Here is a 16,151-nt window from a genome sequence, read left to right on the forward strand (position 1 = left end):
CTGAGCGGGTAGCATGAAAACGCTCGCGGCGGCCCGCGAAGGCCGCCGCAAGTGGACAACATCGGCGCAACGAGAACGACGACGTCAACGTCGCGCCGCCAGTCTCCTGACGACACTCACGAGCGCATCGACTTCGTCGCACGTGTTGTAGAACGCGAGCGACGGCCGCACCGTGGCCTCGAGCCCGAAACGCCGCAGGATCGGTTGCGCGCAGTGGTGCCCCGAGCGCACCGCGATGCCCTCTTCGTTCAGCGCCTGCCCGACTTCCTCGGTTTCATAGCCCTTCAGCACGAACGACAGCACGCTCGCCTTGTCGCGCGCGGTGCCGACGAGCCGCACGCCCGGCACCGGCGCGAGCACGCTCGTCGCATACGCGAGCAGATCGTGCTCGTAGCGCGCGATGTTCTCGATGCCGACGCGGTTCACGTAATCGAGCGCGGCACCCAGCCCCACCGCATCCGCGATGTTGCCGGTACCGGCTTCGAAGCGGTTCGGCGGCGGCTGGAACACCGTGCGCTCGAACGTCACGTCCGCGATCATGTTGCCGCCGCCCTGCCACGGCGGCATGTCGTCGAGGATCGCGCGCTTGCCGTACACGACGCCGATCCCGGTCGGCCCGTAGATCTTGTGCCCGGAGAACACGAAGAAATCCGCATCGAGCGCCTGCACGTCCACCCGCATGTGCGAGATCGACTGCGCGCCGTCGACCAGCGCCTTCGCGCCCGCGCGATGCGCGAGCTCGACGATCTCCTTCACCGGCACGACCGTGCCGAGCGCGTTCGACACCTGCGTGACGGACACGATCTTCGTGCGATCGTTGAGCAGCTTCCGGTATTCGTCGAGCAGTACCTGCCCCGAATCGTCGACCGGAATCACGCGCAGCTTCGCGCCTTTCTGCGCGGCAAGCTGCTGCCACGGCACGATGTTCGCGTGATGCTCGAGATGCGACACGACGATCTCGTCGCCTTCGCCGACGTTCTGCACGCCCCACGTCTTCGCGATCAGGTTGATCGCCTCGGTCGTGCCGCGCACGAACACGATCTCGTCGGGCGACGATGCGCCGATGAAGCGCTGCACCGTTTCCCGCGCATGCTCGTACGCATCCGTCGCGCGGCCGGCCAGTGCGTGGGCCGCGCGGTGGATGTTCGAGTTCTCGTGTGCGTAGAAGTACGCGAGGCGGTCGATCACGGCCTGCGGCTTGTGCGTCGTCGCCGCGTTGTCGAACCAGACGAGCTGCTTGCCGTTCACGCGCTCCTGAAGGATCGGGAAATCGCGGCGGATCGCGTTCACGTCGAACGGCGGGTGGGCGCCGCGATACGGCTGGCCCTGCGGCTCGGCCGCCCGCGCGTCGTCGATGAAGTAGCGCGGCACGTCGGCGCCCGACCCACGCGACACCGGCACGTCGCGACGCACGGCGAGCAGTTCGCGCAGCGCGTCGTCGCCCGGCAACCCGAACGCTTCCGGCGACGCCAGGCCGTTCGACGGCACGACGATGTCCTGCGGCGTCGCCTGCCAGCCCTGCAGCGAACCGTCGGTGAAGTAGTACGGCGACGCCTTCGTCGCGCCTTCCGGTGCGGCCGCGTTCACCTGCGGCACGCCGAGCGCCGCGCCGCCGACCCGCGGTTCGAGCGCGGGCGCGATCGACACGGCGTTGTCGGGCAGCCCGTTCTGCGCGGCCGCATGCGGCGCGAGCGCGGGTGCGCGGTTGCCGAGCGACAACACATGCGTCGGCGCGGACGGCGCGAGGTTCGCGCCGGGCACCTTGCCTTGCGGCAGCGCGAGCCCCGGCACGCCGGTGCCCGCTCCGCCCGGCCCTGCAAGCGGAGAGCCGCCCGGCACCGGGTTGCTGACCGACGCGAGGATCGGCGCCGCCGCCGGCAATGCCGACGGCACGCCGCCGACCGCGCCGCTGCCCGCCGACAGCCCGGGCGCGGTGGCCTGCCCGGGCGGCGTCGCGAAGAACTCGGATGCGAGCCGCGCGAGCGTCGCCGGATCGGGCAACCCGGCCGGCAGCGGCGCGTGCGGCAACGCGTGCGCGTCGCCGGCGGCCACGCCGGGATTAACGATAGGTGTCGGGATAGTCATGGAACTTGGCGATTTCGACGTCATCGAGGACAGCCAGCGCATCCGGCGAATGGACCGCGAGCGAGCAATACAGCGAGATCAGGTACGACGCGATCGCCTGGTTGTTGATCCCCATGAAGCGCACCGACAGGCCCGGCCCCTGCTCGCCCGCGACGCCCGGCTGATACAGGCCGACGACGCCCTGACGCTTGTCGCCGACGCGCAGCAGCAGGATCTTGGTCTTGCCGTCCGCGACCGGCACCTTGTCCGACGGGATCAGCGGAATGCCGCGCCACGTGAGGAACTGCGAGCCGAACAGGCTGACCGTCGGCGGCGGCACGCCGCGCCGCGTGCATTCGCGGCCGAACGCGGCGATCGCGAGCGGGTGGGTGAGGAAGAACGCCGGCTCCTTCCACACCTTCGTCAGCAACTCGTCGAGATCGTCCGGCGTCGGCGCGCCCGTCAGCGGGAAGATCCGCTGTTCGTCGGTCACGTTCGCGAGCAGCCCGTAATCGGGATTGTTGATCAGCTGGCTTTCCTGCAGCTCCTTGATCGTCTCGATCGTCAGGCGCAGCTGTTCCTTGATCTGGTCGTGAGGACTGCTGTAAAGATCGGAGATCCGCGTATGCACGTCGAGCACCGTGCTCACCGCGTTCAGGAAGTATTCGCGCGGCTGTTCCTCGTACGGCACGAAGGTCTGCGGCAGCACGCTTTCGTCCTCGAGCTGCGTGCACGCGGCGCGCACGGCTTCCGGGTTCTTCACCTGGTTCAGCCGATAGATGCCGGCCTCGACCGGCACCCATTGCAGCAGATGGGTCAGCCAGCGCGGCGTGATCGTGGAAAGCTGGGGGACGGTCTTGGTAGCGTTCGCTAGTTGGCGGGCGGCGTGATCGCTCAGCGCGGCCGTGCCGCTTGCAACGGTCGACATGTGTGGCTCCGGGTTCTTAAGATGAAAAACGGGATTGCTTATGACGCTCGGTGATTATCGGAAGCACACCCGTGCCGGCTCAACATGCTATAGCCGTCAGGGGCGTGCAACCGAAGGGGAAACGATGCGGCGCGAGCTCAGGTGACGTACGCGCCCGGCAGCAGCGTCGAGATCGACACGTCGAAAGCGCGCGCGATCTTGTCGGCCGTGACGATCGACGCGATCGCCTCGCCACGCTCGATCTCGCCGACGTACGAGCGGTTCAGCCCCGCATGCTCGGCCAGTTGCTCCTGCGACCACGTGCGCGCTTCGCGCAGCTTGCGCACGTTGGCGCCGAAGTGATGGATGAGGTCGCTCATCGCGCCTCCCAGGCGACGCGCGCCGCCGTGCGCGGCGCGGCGTTCGCTTCGCTGCGCAGCACGGCCTGCGTGACGTTTTCGCCGGGCGGCACGTCCTGCGTGAGCCACACGTTGCCGCCGATCACCGCGCCGCGCCCGATCGTCACGCGGCCGAGAATCGTTGCGCCCGCATAGATCACCACGTCGTCCTCGACGATCGGATGGCGGGCCAGCCCTTTCTCCAGATGGCCGGCCGCATCGCGCGGGAAGCGCTTCGCGCCGAGCGTGACGGCCTGGTACACGCGCACGCGCTCGCCGATGATCGCCGTCTCGCCGATCACGACGCCCGTGCCGTGATCGATGAAGAAGCCCGCGCCGATGCGCGCGCCCGGATGAATGTCGATGCCCGTTTCCGCATGCGCCTGCTCGGCGATGATCCGCGCGAGCAGCGGCAGGCCGAGCCCGTACAGCTCGTGTGCGAGCCGGTGGTGGATCATCGCGAGGATGCCCGGGTAGCACAGCAGCACCTCGTCGACGCTGCCGGCCGCCGGATCGCCGTGGAAGGCGGCCAGCACGTCGCTGTCGAGCAGCCGGCGAATCTCCGGCAGGCGCACGGCGAATGCCTGCACGGCCTTCGACGCGACTTCGTCGAGGTTGTCGAGCGGCCCGTCGGCATTGCGCTGACGCGCCGCGTAGCGCAATTCGAGCGTCACTTGAGTGAGCAGCGCATTCAGCGCCGCGTCGAGCGCGTGGGCCACGTGAAGGTTCTCGCTTTCCTGCCGCAGGTCGGGCGGCCCGAGCCGCATCGGGAACAGCACGCCCTTCAGCGCGCCGACGATCTGCGCGAGTGCCTCGCGCGCCGGCAAATCGCGCCCGCCCGGTTCAAGCGAGCGCCGCTGCTTTTCGCGCCATGCGCGGCGCACCGTCTGCAGCGATTGAACGATGTCGTCGATGTCGAACGCGGCCATGCTGCTTTCTCCCCGTAACGGCCGTGAATCAATCCTGCGCCCAGGGCAGGCCGCGAAAGCGCCAGCCGTTGCGGCCGCCGCGATGCTGCCGGTCGTCGAGGTCGCCCTCGAAGCCTTCGAGCACGTTGAATACCTGCGTGAAACCGCCCTTCGTGGCAGCCTCGGCCGCCTGCGCCGAGCGGTTGCCGCTGCGGCACAGCAACAGCACGACCGCATCCTTGCCGGTCTTTGCTTCCAGCTCGCGCACGAAGCGCGGGTTGCGCGTCAGGCTCGTGCCGGTCGCCCACGGCACGTGCAGCGACTCCGGCACGTAACCGACGAATTTCCGTTCCTCGGCCGTGCGCACGTCCACCAGCAATGCATCGCCCGCCGCGAACAGCGCCCACGCGGCTTGCGGCGCGACGCCGCCCGCGTAGGGCGTGCCGGCCGCCACGGCTGCCGCGCGCGCGTCTTCGAGCGCCTGCTGCGCAGCGGTTCGTTCTTGCAGTTCAACCGTCATGACACTTCCTCGTTCTCGCAGATTCGTATGAACAAAAACACCGGGAATGCGGCCGTCGCAGCTTGCGTGCTGTCTATAGCCGTCAGCGCCACTATGCGAGTGCGGTCCGGGAAGCAGAACCAATAAAAATTCATTTCCTAATCAGCGCCGCGGGGAATGCAATAGCGGACGCGCGCTATCGGCGCGCGGTCGATCGCGGGCTGGAAATGGAGGGCGATGGCCGTTCGATGTCGTGCATCGAAGGGGGTGAAAAGAAAGGAGGGGGACGATCGACGCGCATTTCGCGCGTCGTCATGGAATCCGAAATGACACGGGCCACGCGATGCACCGACGAAGCCGCCGAGCCTCGCCGATGCGCGCGCCGTCGACACATCACGCCACCGGATCGACCGGCGCGACCGGCGCGCCACGCGCCTCGATATCGCGCCCGGCAAGCAGACACAGATCCTCGCGATGATGCGTGGCCACCACCTGCACGCCCACCGGCACGCCGTTCACGAGCGACGTCGTGACGGCCAGCCCCGGCAGCCCCATCGCGGGCAGCGCGCGCAACGTGAGCTGCGCTTCCCACACGCGCTCGAACCCGTCCGGCCCTTGCCGGTCGAGATCGTCCGGAAACGGCAGTTCCGCGGAAACAGGCAGCAGCAACACCGCATATTCATCGAGAAACAGCCGCCACTGCCGCGTCAGCGTCGTGCGTCGAACCAGTGCGCGACTGATCACGTCGGCCGGCAGGTCGCGCACCTTGCCGCGCACGGCGGCGATCACCGCGGCCGCGCCCGGATCGCCGTCTTGCTCGACCGCGTTCGCCAGCGCGTCGAACCCGTCGCCCAGCCACAGCTGCTCCTGCAGCAGCGCCGCCTCGCGCATCGGCGGCGTATCGTCGATCTCGTCGACGGTCCAGCCTGCATCGACGAGCCGACGCGCGGCATCGCGCAACGCGGCCTCGACTTCGGGCACGACCTCGAGGCCACGCGGACGCACGCACAACGCCGCGCGCTTCGGCACCGCGCGCCCGTCGAACGGCACCGCGACGTGCCACGGATCGCGCGCGTCCGGTGCGGAGAACGCCCGCAGCGCGAGCGACAGATCGTCGATCGTGCGCGCGATCGGCCCAGCCGTCGACATCAGTTGCGCGCCGATCGCCCGCTCGGGCGACGATGCATTGAACGCCGGCACGCGGCCGAGCGACGGCCGGATGCCGTGTACGCCGCACGCATAGGCCGGGTAACGCACCGAGCCGCCGATGTCGGTGCCGACCGCGAGCGGGCCGATCCCGGCCGCGACGGCCGCCGCCGCGCCGCCGCTCGATCCGCCCGGCGTCAGCGACGGATTACGCGGATTGCGCGTGCGGCCATGCACGAGATTCGACGTGAACCAGCGCAACGCGAACGTCGGCGAATTGGTGCGGCCGAGCAGCACCCCGCCGGCCTTGCGGATGTTCGCGACCACCGGGCTGTCGGCTTGCGCGATCAGGCTCTCCTGCAAGCGCGTACCGTTGGTCGTCGCGAAGCCGGCCTGGTCGACGTTGATCTTCACGGTGACGGGTACGCCCGCGAGCGGCCCCGGATCGTCGCCGCGCGCGATCGCGCGATCGACTTCGTCGGCCTGCCGCCGCACGTCGTCGGGGCGATGCTCGACCACCGCGTTGATCGCTGGATTCACGGCGTCCAGCCGGTCGAGCACGGATTCCGCCACTTCGCGCGCGGATACTTCACGCTGCCGCACGCGTTTCGCGAGTTCGGTTGCCGACAGTTGCCAGAGTTGCGTCATCACTTCTCCTGGTGGAAAGACATCGCCATCACTCAAGGCGCCGCGTATCCTCACGAAGGCGCGGCGCCGTGTTCGCTCACTGCGTATCGTGCTTCGCGCGCTCGGCGGCGGCGATGATCGCATCGGCCACGGCTTTCGGCTGGCTCAGCATCGCGACATGGCTGCCGTTCACGCGCGCGACCGTCGCGCCGATCCGCTTCGCCATCGCTTCCTGCAGCTTCGGATCGATCATCCGGTCCTGCGTCGCGACGACGAACGTCGACGGCTTCGCATGCCACGCGGCCTGCGTGACCTTCTCCGAGATGCAGCCACCGTACCACGGCCCTTGCGTCGCCGCGACGATGCGCTGCTGCGCGGGCGGCAGATCCGGCGCGAAATCCTGCGCGATCGCCTTGTCCGACAGCCGCGCGAAACCACCCGCGTCCTTGCGCAGCTCGCCCGCCCACGACGGGGCCGGCAGCCCTTGCGTGACGTCGGCGATCGACTGGCCGTTGTCGGGCGCGAACGCCGCGACGTACACGAGCGACTTCACCTTGTCGTCGTTGCCCGCGTCGCTGATCACGACGCCGGCCCACGAATGGCCGACCAGCACGACCGGCCCTTTCTGTTCGTCGATCGTGCGTTTCGTCGCGGCCGCATCGTCGGCGAGCGAACTCAGCGGATTCTGCACCGACACCACGTGCAGCCCGCGCGCCTCGAGCAGCGGAATCACGCGGTTCCAGCTCGACCCGTCGGCGAACGCGCCGTGCACGAGCACGACGTTGGTGCCCTTCAGGTCTTCCTTCGGTGCGGCCTGCGCCGCGACCGCACCGAACAGTCCGCCGACTACCGCGGCGGATACCAGAACGCGTTTCATCAAACCGGCCATCGTCATGCTCCTTTCTTCTTCGTGTTGTTCAAGTGAAGTGCTTCAGTGCGCGCCACACCTCCGTGAGGCAGGCGCGGCGACCGATCACGAATGCGCGTACAGGTCGTTGGCGGCGTCGCGATGGCCGGCCGACGTCGACGCATCGGCCACGTTGTCGCCTTGCGACTTCGACGGGCCGTTCTGATCCGAGCGTGCGACCTGCTGCGCGGCGGCGACGGCTTGCTCCGCGGCCGCGATATCGTCCGGGTAGTGCGCTTCGCTGCCGGCCGGGTTGTAGCCGGCCTGCTCGAGGCGGATGAGGTCGGCACGCACTTCGGCACGCGTGAGGCCGTGGCCCGTATCGGCGAACGACAGGGCCGGAGCGACGGCGAGGACGGCAACGGCGAGGATTCGAGCGGCTTTCATGAGAGTTCTCCTTGAAGGAAGTTGGGGTGTCGATCACTTGGCATTCGGCGTGAACGTCTGGCGCTGAACGCTTGCTGCATGTCGACAGTAGAACCCGCGCACGTATCCGGCATGTTTCCGAAACCGGGGCGTTCTGCATGCCAGTTTTTCAGGAACGACCGCAGATACAGTGCGATACAAACGCGCTTGATCCGTTTCGCCCCCCCGCCGCGCACCCATGAAAAAAGGCGTGCCTCGCAAGGCACGCCTTTCCCTCCACTTCACGCCGCCGTGTCACGTCACGGCGCGAGCCGCGTGAACACGTAATCGTGATTCTTCACGCGCGCCTGGTGACACGCAAAGCACGTCTGATGCTGGCCGATGTCGGCGGGCACGCCGTTGATAAAGCGCCCGAAGCCCCAGCCGCCCGTCGATGCATAGCGGCGCGAGTCCTTCACCATCACCTGCACGGTCGTCGCCTGCCCGGGCACCGTCGCCGGCGGAAACTCGTCGGACTGCTTGCGCTTGTACGCGAGCTTCACGAGGATCGTGCCATCCGGAAACGGCAGCGTCGCCTTTTCGAGCGCGCGGATCGCGACCGGATTGCCGAGCACCACGCGCAACTCGTCGAGCGGCGCGGCTTCCTCTGCCGGCGCAACCATTTCCCACTTGCGATAGCCGGGCGGAATCGTCACGCCGTAGATCGGCGACGCGGCCGCGGCCGGCTTCGGCTGTTCCGCGAACGCGGCAGGACCGCTCGCCGACCACGCACCGGCCAGCAGCACGCCCGCGGCGACCACCCGGCGCGCACCGCGCCGCCACACTCCGACGCGGGCCCGCATCACAGATGCTCCACTTGCAGGATCGCATCGGCGAATGCCTGCGGCGCTTCCTGCGGCAGGTTGTGGCCGATGCCGCCGGTGATCGTCCGGTGCTGGTACTTGCCGGTGAACTTCTTCGCGTACGCGGCCGGCTCCGGATGCGGCGCGCCGTTCGCGTCGCCTTCCATCGTGATCGTCGGCACGGTGATCGCGGGGCCTGCCGCGAGACGCCGCTCGATGTCGTCGTATTGCGCTTCGCCCTTCGCGAGCCCGAGACGCCAGCGATAGTTGTGGATCACGACGGCCACGTGGTCGGGATTCTGGAACGACGCGGCCGTGCGCGCAAAGGTTTCGTCGGAGAACTGCCACTTCGGCGACGCGAGCTGCCAGATCAGCTTGTTGAACGCATCGCGGTTCTGCGCGTAGCCGAGTTCGCCGCGCTCCGTCGTGAAATAGAACTGGTACCACCACTGCAGCTCGGCCTTCGGCGGCAGCGGCTTGGCGTTCGCCGCCTGGCTGCCGATCAGGTAGCCGCTCACCGACACCAGCGCCTTCACGCGCTGCGGCCACAGCGCCGCGATGACGTCGGCCGTGCGCGCACCCCAGTCGTAGCCGCCGAACACCGCGCGGTCGATCTTCAGCGCATCCATCAGCGCGACGATGTCGACGGCCGTGACCGCCTGCTGGCCGTTGCGCACCGTGTCGGCCGAGCGGAACGTCGTCGAACCGTAGCCGCGCAGGTACGGCACGATCACGCGATAGCCGGCCGCGACGAGCAGCGGCGCGACTTCGGCATAGCTGTAGATGTCGTACGGCCAGCCGTGCAGCAGGAACACGGCCGGGCCGTTCTTCGGGCCGAGATCCGCATACCCGACGTTGAGCACGCCCGCGTCGATCTGGTGGATCGTGCCCAGCGACGCGGCGCCGGCCGCACGCTTGCCGGCCGACGCATCGGGCGCGGACTGCGCATGCGCAAGCGCGCTGAAGCCGAGGTCGGCCAGGCTGAGGCTCGCCAGCGTCGAGCCCAGGATCAGGCGGCGGCGGGTGTTCACGTTATCGGACATGACTCGTTCTCCATTGTCGATCGCTAAGGAAGGGGCCCGCGGCACGTGCGGGCAATCCGGTATCGTCGTTCGCAGCGGCGGCGCATCGCACCGCGCCGTCGTGTGAATCGCTTCACCGGTTTTATATCCGAACCGACCGGGCGCTTTGTATCCCAACGTATCTGTGTGCGAACACGACAAAAAGCGATTCAAAAATCGTCGGAAAAGCGACGTTTCGCCGCGATGGCCGGGCATCCGCGACCGGCGCCGGCGCGTCAGAACAGTTTGGCGATCGCGGGCACGCTGAGCACCGCGACGTAATAGCCCATGAACTGCACGCCCGTGTTGAACGCCAACAGGCGCGACAACATTCCACCGAACAGGCCGATCGTCACGATCACGGCGAGCCCGAGCAGTTGCCCTTCCCACACGCCGATCACGACGATCAGCCCCGCGAAGGTCGCGATGATCGCTTCATGGCTCAGCTTGCGCGCGACGAACGACGCCGCGCGGTGCGCGTGGTGCATCGCGAGCGGATACGCGATCAGCGCGGCCAGCACGATCGACAGCAGCCCGTAGCCGAGGAACGCCGGCCAGCTCATCAGCGTATGCAGGTTGTGGATCTGCCCGCTCGCCGCATCGACCGTGAAGCGCGGCGGCGCATTGAACAGCGGCGCGGCCGGTCCGGCCGCCACCGGGCTCAGCGGCAGCCCGAACGCGATCAGCGGAATCAGCGCTTCGGCGATGTAGGTCGCCTCGGTCACGCCGTTGCGCGCGGCGATCACGGTCGTCAGGCGCTGGTACGCATGACGCACGCGCGCACCGACGATCTCGCCCATCAGCACCGTCATCGCGACCGGGCTGAACACGAACGTCGCGCTCGACACGGCGGCCGTGCCGACCGTCCAAGCGACCTGCTCGCGGTCGAGCACCTTCAGCGGATTCGGGAAGTAGCCGCGCCAGCTTTTCACGTCGGGCGCGAGCACGAACGTCGACGGCCCGTCGCGACGCATACGCCGCCGCTCGGCCGGCGACAGGATCGAGAACAGGTCGGCCACCAGCGGCCCGATCGCGATCCCGAGGAAGTAGCTGACGCTCAGCTTCACGCCGTAACGACCGGTGAGCGCCTGCAGTCCGACCACCAGCATCACGAACGGCACGAGCAGCAGTACCGACGCCCATCGCCCGGCGGAGAAATACGCGATGCCGACGGCCGCCGCGAGGAACACCCACGGCGCCGCCTTCGCGATCGCCGCGCCGAACGGCGCGAGCAGCGACGCGAACAGCACCGCGAGCGGCAGTGCGACGAACGCGGCGACGATCGCGCCGGAGATCATCTTGCGCAGCGCGATGTGCGGCACGCCGAGCGCGCGCAGCAGCGTCGCCTGTTGCAGCAGCGGCGCGGCCATCGTGTCGCCGGGAATACCGAGCAGCGCGGTCGGGATCGCGTGCGTGATGTGCTTGGCCACCGCGCCCGCGAGGAAAAACGTGAACACGCCGGCCGGCGGCACGCCGAGCAGCGCGACGAGCAACGTGAGCGGCGCGATCGTCGTCGTTTCGTCGGTGCCGGAGATCAGGCCGATGGCGGAGAACACGATCGCGCCGAGCAGCCCCATCGCGAACGCGGCCGGCAATGCATGCAGCAGCGCGTCCATCAGCGGCCTCCCGCGCGGGCGCGCCCGGTGGAGGCGTCGTACGACGCGAACAGGTCGAGCAACCCGAGTTCCTCCATCTCGGCGCGCGCGGCGGGCGACAGGTCGTTCGTCGAGCCGAGCCCGCCCGATGCTTCGGCGAGTTGCCGCAATGCGTCGTCGCGCTCAGCGCCGCCCGCCGCATGTTCGATCACCGTGCGCTTCGGCTTGAACAGCCGCGCGCAGATCGCACCGGCCAGCAGGCAGCCGCCCAGGCCGATCAGCATTGCGTAAGCGCGTGCGATCGCCGCGTCGTGCACGAACGACGCGAGCGCGATGCGGCCGATCTCGAACGCGCCGAGGCTGATCGCGATGCCGAGCAGCACCGACCACGCGAGATGCTTCGTCGCCACCGTGTCACCCCATACCTCGACGAGCGTCGTGGCCGCCGCATCGGCGCCGGCCAACGGCCGGGCGCGATGCGGCGCGGGTGCGACGGCGCTTGAACCGGTCTGTTCCATGTGTCTCCTCCTGGTTTGATATGTCGCCGGCCGTGCCGGCGCGGCGCGCTGCACGCCGCCTGTATCGCGCGGCGCGCAGCGCGCGGGTCAGCCGCCGCTGCGGCCCGCGAGCAACGCGACGGCGAAATCGGTACGCACGTCCTTCGCCGCGACCATCTGCTGCGCGATCCGGTCGATGTCGGCCCCCGTCGCACCGGCCGCAACGGCGATGTTGCGCGCATGCAGCGCCATGTGTCCGCGCTGGATCCCTTCGGTCGCGAGCGCGCGCAGCGCACCGAGATTCTGCGCAAGCCCGACCGCGACCGCAATTTCGCCGAGCTCCTGCGCCGACGTCACGTTCATGATCTTCAATGCAAGGCGCGCGAGCGGATGCGTCTTCGTCGCGCCGCCGACGAGCCCGACCGGCATCGGCATCTCGATCGTGCCGACGAGGTCGCCGTTGGCGGCCTTCTCCCACGTCGTCAGCGACGTATAGCGGCCGCTGCGGCTCGCGTACGCATGCGCGCCGGCCTCGACCGCGCGCCAGTCGTTGCCGGTCGCGACCACCACCGGATCGATGCCGTTCATGATGCCCTTGTTGTGGGTCGCCGCGCGGTACGGATCGGTCGCCGCGAACACGTATGCGTCGATCACGCGGTCGATCACGTCCTCGCCGGCGTAATCGTCGGTCGCGAGCGTCGCCGCCGAGTACCGTACCTCCGCGCGCGCCAACCGCAAATCGGCGAGGTTGGACAGTATCCGCAACCGTACCTGGCCGCCGGTGATCGCCTCGATGCGGGTCGCGACGGTTTCGGCCATCGTGTTCACCGTGTTCGCGCCCATCGCGTCGCGCACGTCGACGATCAGGTGCGCGACGATCATCGCGCCGCGCGGCGTGTCGGGGAACACATGAACCTCGATGTCGCGGCAGCCGCCGCCGAGGCCCACGAGCACCTTGTCGCGACTGTTCGCGAGGGCGATCAGTTCGGCCGCGTGCCGCAGGATCGCGAGCCGCGCGCCGTACGGATCGCCGACGCCGATCACCTGCACCTGCGCACGCATCAGCGGGCCGCTGCTGGACGTGCGAAAGCCGCCGGCCGCGCGGGAGAGCTTCGCCATATACGATGCGGCCGCGACGATCGACGGCTCCTCGACGGCCATCGGCACGATCACGTCGCGATCGTTGATCCGGAAGTAGCCGGCCACCGCCATCGGCAGTTCGAACGTGCCGATCACGTTCTCGATCATCCCGTTCGCGGTCTCGAGCGGCAGCGCGCCCGGTTTCGCGAGCAGCGCGTGCTCGGCGTCGTCGAGCCCGACGGTGCGGGACAGGTGGGACAGGCGTTGCTCGGGCGTGAGCGAGCGGAAGTTCGGCAAGGCGGAATCGATCGGCATGATGGGTCGGCTGTTTCGGGGTGGCGGCGTTGCCCGTCGGCGCTTGCGGCAGGCAGCGGATAGCCGAATAATAGTCACGCCGTACCCATTGAAAAGGTACAGGCGGCGCAGACAGTCACCCAACCGTACCCATGACAGTGGGCCGGCCTCGACGGAACATTCCGATGAAACAGCGTGCGAAAGCCAGCCTGTCTGGCGCAATGGCGGACAATCTGGCCAGACAGATAGAAGAAGGGGTGTTGCCGGCCGGCGCGAAACTGCCGTCGATCAGGGAATACGCCGAGGCGTCCGGTTGCTCGAAGAACACCGTGATCAGCGCGTTCGAGATGCTCGCGGCCGACGGTCTGATCGAGCCGCGCCGCGGCTCGGGTTTCTTCGTCACGCGGCGCGCGTCCGCCGTGCCCGACATCGACGAGCCGAACTCGCTCGACCGCGCGATGGACATCGTGTGGCTGATGCGCGAGCAACTGCACGTGAAGCCCGACGTGCTCAATCTCGGCGAAGGCTTCCCGCCGATCGAGTGGCTCGAGGAAACGCGGCTGAACCAGTACCAGCAGCGCATCATGCGCACGAGCGCCGCGTCGCTGTTCCGCTACGGCAGCCGCTTCGGCTATCTGCCGCTGCGCCAGTCGCTGCAGCAGAAGCTCGCCGGCTACGAGATCGAGGCGCCGCCCGCGCAGATCGTGCTCACGCACGGCGCGAACCAGGCGATGGATCTCGTGCTGCGCTACTTCGTGCGTCCCGGCGACACCGTGCTCGTCGACGATCCCGGCTACTACCCGCTGTTCGGCAAGCTCAAGCTGAGCGGTGCGAACATCGTCGGCGTGCCGCGCGAAATCGACGGCCCCGACGTCGCGAAACTGGCCGAGCATGTCGCCGCGTACCGGCCGAAGCTGTTCTTCACGCAATCGGTCGGCCACAACCCGACCGCGACCGATACGAGCGCGGCCAAGGCACACCGCATTCTGCAGCTCGCCGACGCGCACGATCTGATCATCGTCGAGGACGATGCGCTCGCCGACCTGCGGCCGCGCTCGCTCACGCGCATCGCGACGCTCGACCAGCTGCGCCGCACCATCTATATCGGCAGTTTTTCGAAATCGGTGTCGGCGGCGCTGCGTGTCGGGTTTCTCGCGTGCAATGCGGCGCTTGCCAGCGATCTCGCCGACGTGAAGATGCTGACGCACGTCAGCAGCTCGGAATACTGCGAACGCACGCTCGACGCGATCGTCAGCGATGGCCATTTCCTCCGGCATACGAATCATCTTCAGGAGAAGTTGCGGCGTGCGACCGGCACCGCGCTCGCAGCGCTCGGCCGCCTCGGCGCGGAGGTCTATCGTCCCTGTGACCAGAGCCTGTATCTGTGGGCCGCGCTGCCCGGCTGGCCCGATTCGATGCAGCTCGCGCAGGCAATGCTCGAGCGTGGCGTGATTCTCGCGCCCGGTGCGGTGTTTTCGCCGCAGGCCGATCGTCCGTCGAAGTATTGCCGCTTCAACGTCGCGTATCTCGCGGACAAGCGGTTTGCGCAGGCCTTGCAGGCGGTTACCTGAAAACGAACACGGGCCGCTCCACCGCCTGGCCCGCATTCGTCGTGCAACCGCGCTTACACGCGCCGCAACGGCCGGAACCCGGCACGCACTTCACGCGCAAACAGTTCCGGCTCCTCCCATGCGGCGAAGTGCCCGCCCTTGTCGACTTCGTTGAAGTAGATCAGGTTGTGATAGCTGCGCTCCGCCCAACTGCGCGGCGCCTGGTAGATCTCGCCCGGAAACACCGTGATCGCGGCCGGCAGCGAGATATCCACCGCGTTGAAGTTGTTCGAGTGATCCTCCCAGTAGATTTGCGCAGCGGACGTCGCGGTGTTCGTCAGCCAGTACAGCGAAATATCGTCGAGAATCTCGTCGCGCGGAATCGAGCGTTCGGGCACGCCGCCGCTGTACGTCCACTGCGAGATCTTGTCGTACATCCACGCGGCCTGTCCGGACGGCGAATCGGCCAGCGCATAGCCGACCGTCTGCGGCCGCGTGACCATCATCGCCGAGTAGCCGCAGTTGTCGCGGTAGAACGTCGCGAGCTTCTCGTACGCGGCCTTCTCCTTCGGCGACAGCGACGCCGGCGCCGGCGCATCGACCTGGAGCAGCGTCGCGATGTCCGGCGGCACCGTCGCCGGCATGTTCACGTGAATCCCGACGAGGCCCTGCACGCGCTGCATCGCCATCCGGTGCGAAATCACCGAGCCGCAGTCGCCGCCCTGCGACACGAAGCGCGTATAGCCGAGCCGCGCCATCAGCTCGCCCCACGCGCGCGCGATGTGATCGGAACCCCAGCCGGTCTTCGTCGGACGGCCCGAGAAGCCGAAACCCGGCAACGACGGCACGACGACGTGAAACGCGTCGTCCGCGCTCGCGCCGTGCGCGGTCGGGTCGGTCAGCGGGCCGATCGCCTTCAGCAGCTCGAAGACCGAGCCGGGCCAGCCGTGCGTCATGATCATCGGCATCGCGTTCTCGTGCCGCGAGCGCACGTGGATGAAATGAATGTCGAGCCCGTCGATTTCCGTGATGAACATCGGAAAACCGTTCAGGCGCGCCTCGCCCTTGCGCCAGTCGTAGTCGGTGCCCCAGTAGCGCAGCAGCGCCTGCATGCGCGCGAGCCGCACGCCTTGCGATTCGTCGGCGACGGTTTCGCGGCCCGGCCAGCGCGTCGCGGCAATGCGGCGGCGCAGGTCGGCCACGGCTTCATCGGGAATGTGCGCGGTGAACGGGCGTATGCCGCTCGCGCCGGTCGCGGCATGCAGCGCGGTGGGCAGCATCGCCGAGACCCCGGCGGCCACGGAAGTGGCCAGCAGGTGGCGACGCATCGGGGAAAACGGTGTGGAAGACATCGTTCGGCATCCTTTCGTGAAGTGGAAAGTGAAGATGCCGCGCGCGGGATCGCGCCCA

15 protein-coding genes are annotated in these 16,151 nt (G+C 68.3%); 1 reads left to right on the forward strand and 14 read right to left on the reverse strand.

Features of this window, described 5'->3' with window-relative positions; all coding sequences use genetic code 11:
• Nucleotides 1-84: 84 nt before the first annotated feature.
• The 13 genes from LGN10_RS02645 to LGN10_RS02705 form a co-directional block, all read right to left on the reverse strand.
• Nucleotides 85-2,085, reverse strand: a complete 2,001-nt coding sequence (locus tag LGN10_RS02645; protein WP_226221606.1) for a family 2A encapsulin nanocompartment cargo protein cysteine desulfurase — start codon at nt 2,083-2,085, stop codon at nt 85-87.
• Complete coding sequence (locus LGN10_RS02650) at nt 2,060-2,992, reverse strand: family 2A encapsulin nanocompartment shell protein (protein WP_006479760.1); 933 nt, start codon at nt 2,990-2,992, stop codon at nt 2,060-2,062. The genes LGN10_RS02645 and LGN10_RS02650 overlap by 26 nt, the downstream gene beginning before the upstream one ends.
• A gap of 137 nt (nt 2,993-3,129) precedes the next feature.
• The gene (locus tag LGN10_RS02655) at nt 3,130-3,351 is read right to left on the reverse strand and encodes a helix-turn-helix domain-containing protein (RefSeq protein ID WP_011356215.1); all 222 of its coding nucleotides are present in this window, start codon (nt 3,349-3,351) and stop codon (nt 3,130-3,132) included.
• Complete coding sequence (epsC, locus tag LGN10_RS02660) at nt 3,348-4,298, reverse strand: serine O-acetyltransferase EpsC (RefSeq protein ID WP_226221608.1); 951 nt, start codon at nt 4,296-4,298, stop codon at nt 3,348-3,350. Before epsC ends, LGN10_RS02655 begins: the two co-directional genes overlap by 4 nt.
• A gap of 28 nt (nt 4,299-4,326) precedes the next feature.
• Nucleotides 4,327-4,797, reverse strand: coding sequence for a rhodanese-like domain-containing protein (locus tag LGN10_RS02665; RefSeq protein ID WP_104013039.1), 471 nt, complete (start codon nt 4,795-4,797; stop codon nt 4,327-4,329).
• Nucleotides 4,798-5,169: 372 nt separating this feature from the next.
• Entirely contained in the window at nt 5,170-6,570 is a 1,401-nt protein-coding gene (locus tag LGN10_RS02670) for an amidase family protein (RefSeq protein ID WP_226221609.1), read from the reverse strand.
• 76 nt (nt 6,571-6,646) lie between these two features.
• Nucleotides 6,647-7,438 (reverse strand): alpha/beta fold hydrolase, encoded by a 792-nt coding sequence (locus LGN10_RS02675; protein WP_226221610.1) that lies wholly within the window; start codon nt 7,436-7,438, stop codon nt 6,647-6,649.
• Nucleotides 7,439-7,522: 84 nt separating this feature from the next.
• Nucleotides 7,523-7,843 carry a DUF4148 domain-containing protein gene (locus LGN10_RS02680; RefSeq protein ID WP_226221611.1) on the reverse strand — a complete coding sequence of 107 codons (321 nt, stop codon included), beginning with the start codon at nt 7,841-7,843 and terminating at the stop codon, nt 7,523-7,525.
• A 278-nt stretch (nt 7,844-8,121) separates the two neighbouring features.
• Nucleotides 8,122-8,664 (reverse strand): cytochrome P460 family protein, encoded by a 543-nt coding sequence (locus tag LGN10_RS02685; RefSeq protein WP_059579916.1) that lies wholly within the window; start codon nt 8,662-8,664, stop codon nt 8,122-8,124.
• The gene (locus LGN10_RS02690) at nt 8,664-9,707 is read right to left on the reverse strand and encodes an alpha/beta fold hydrolase (RefSeq protein WP_059579915.1); all 1,044 of its coding nucleotides are present in this window, start codon (nt 9,705-9,707) and stop codon (nt 8,664-8,666) included. Before LGN10_RS02690 ends, LGN10_RS02685 begins: the two co-directional genes overlap by 1 nt.
• A 254-nt stretch (nt 9,708-9,961) precedes the next feature.
• Entirely contained in the window at nt 9,962-11,341 is a 1,380-nt protein-coding gene (locus LGN10_RS02695) for a tripartite tricarboxylate transporter permease (protein ID WP_226221613.1), read from the reverse strand.
• The gene (locus LGN10_RS02700) at nt 11,341-11,838 is read right to left on the reverse strand and encodes a hypothetical protein (RefSeq protein WP_226221614.1); all 498 of its coding nucleotides are present in this window, start codon (nt 11,836-11,838) and stop codon (nt 11,341-11,343) included. The genes LGN10_RS02695 and LGN10_RS02700 overlap by 1 nt, the downstream gene beginning before the upstream one ends.
• Nucleotides 11,839-11,925: 87 nt before the next feature.
• Nucleotides 11,926-13,212 carry a hydroxymethylglutaryl-CoA reductase, degradative gene (locus LGN10_RS02705; protein ID WP_059579907.1) on the reverse strand — a complete coding sequence of 429 codons (1,287 nt, stop codon included), beginning with the start codon at nt 13,210-13,212 and terminating at the stop codon, nt 11,926-11,928.
• Nucleotides 13,213-13,376: 164 nt separating this feature from the next.
• Here LGN10_RS02705 and LGN10_RS02710 point away from each other — a divergent pair, with 164 nt between their 5' ends.
• The gene (locus tag LGN10_RS02710; RefSeq protein WP_226221615.1) at nt 13,377-14,762 is read left to right on the forward strand and encodes a PLP-dependent aminotransferase family protein; all 1,386 of its coding nucleotides are present in this window, start codon (nt 13,377-13,379) and stop codon (nt 14,760-14,762) included.
• A gap of 53 nt (nt 14,763-14,815) precedes the next feature.
• Here the strand turns inward: LGN10_RS02710 and LGN10_RS02715 are convergent, their stop codons facing one another.
• Nucleotides 14,816-16,093 (reverse strand): epoxide hydrolase family protein, encoded by a 1,278-nt coding sequence (locus LGN10_RS02715; RefSeq protein WP_060967959.1) that lies wholly within the window; start codon nt 16,091-16,093, stop codon nt 14,816-14,818.
• Between the last annotated feature and the right edge of the window lie 58 nt (nt 16,094-16,151).

Source organism: Burkholderia sp. AU32262, from assembly GCF_020419985.1.
GTDB lineage: Bacteria > Pseudomonadota > Gammaproteobacteria > Burkholderiales > Burkholderiaceae > Burkholderia > Burkholderia semiarida.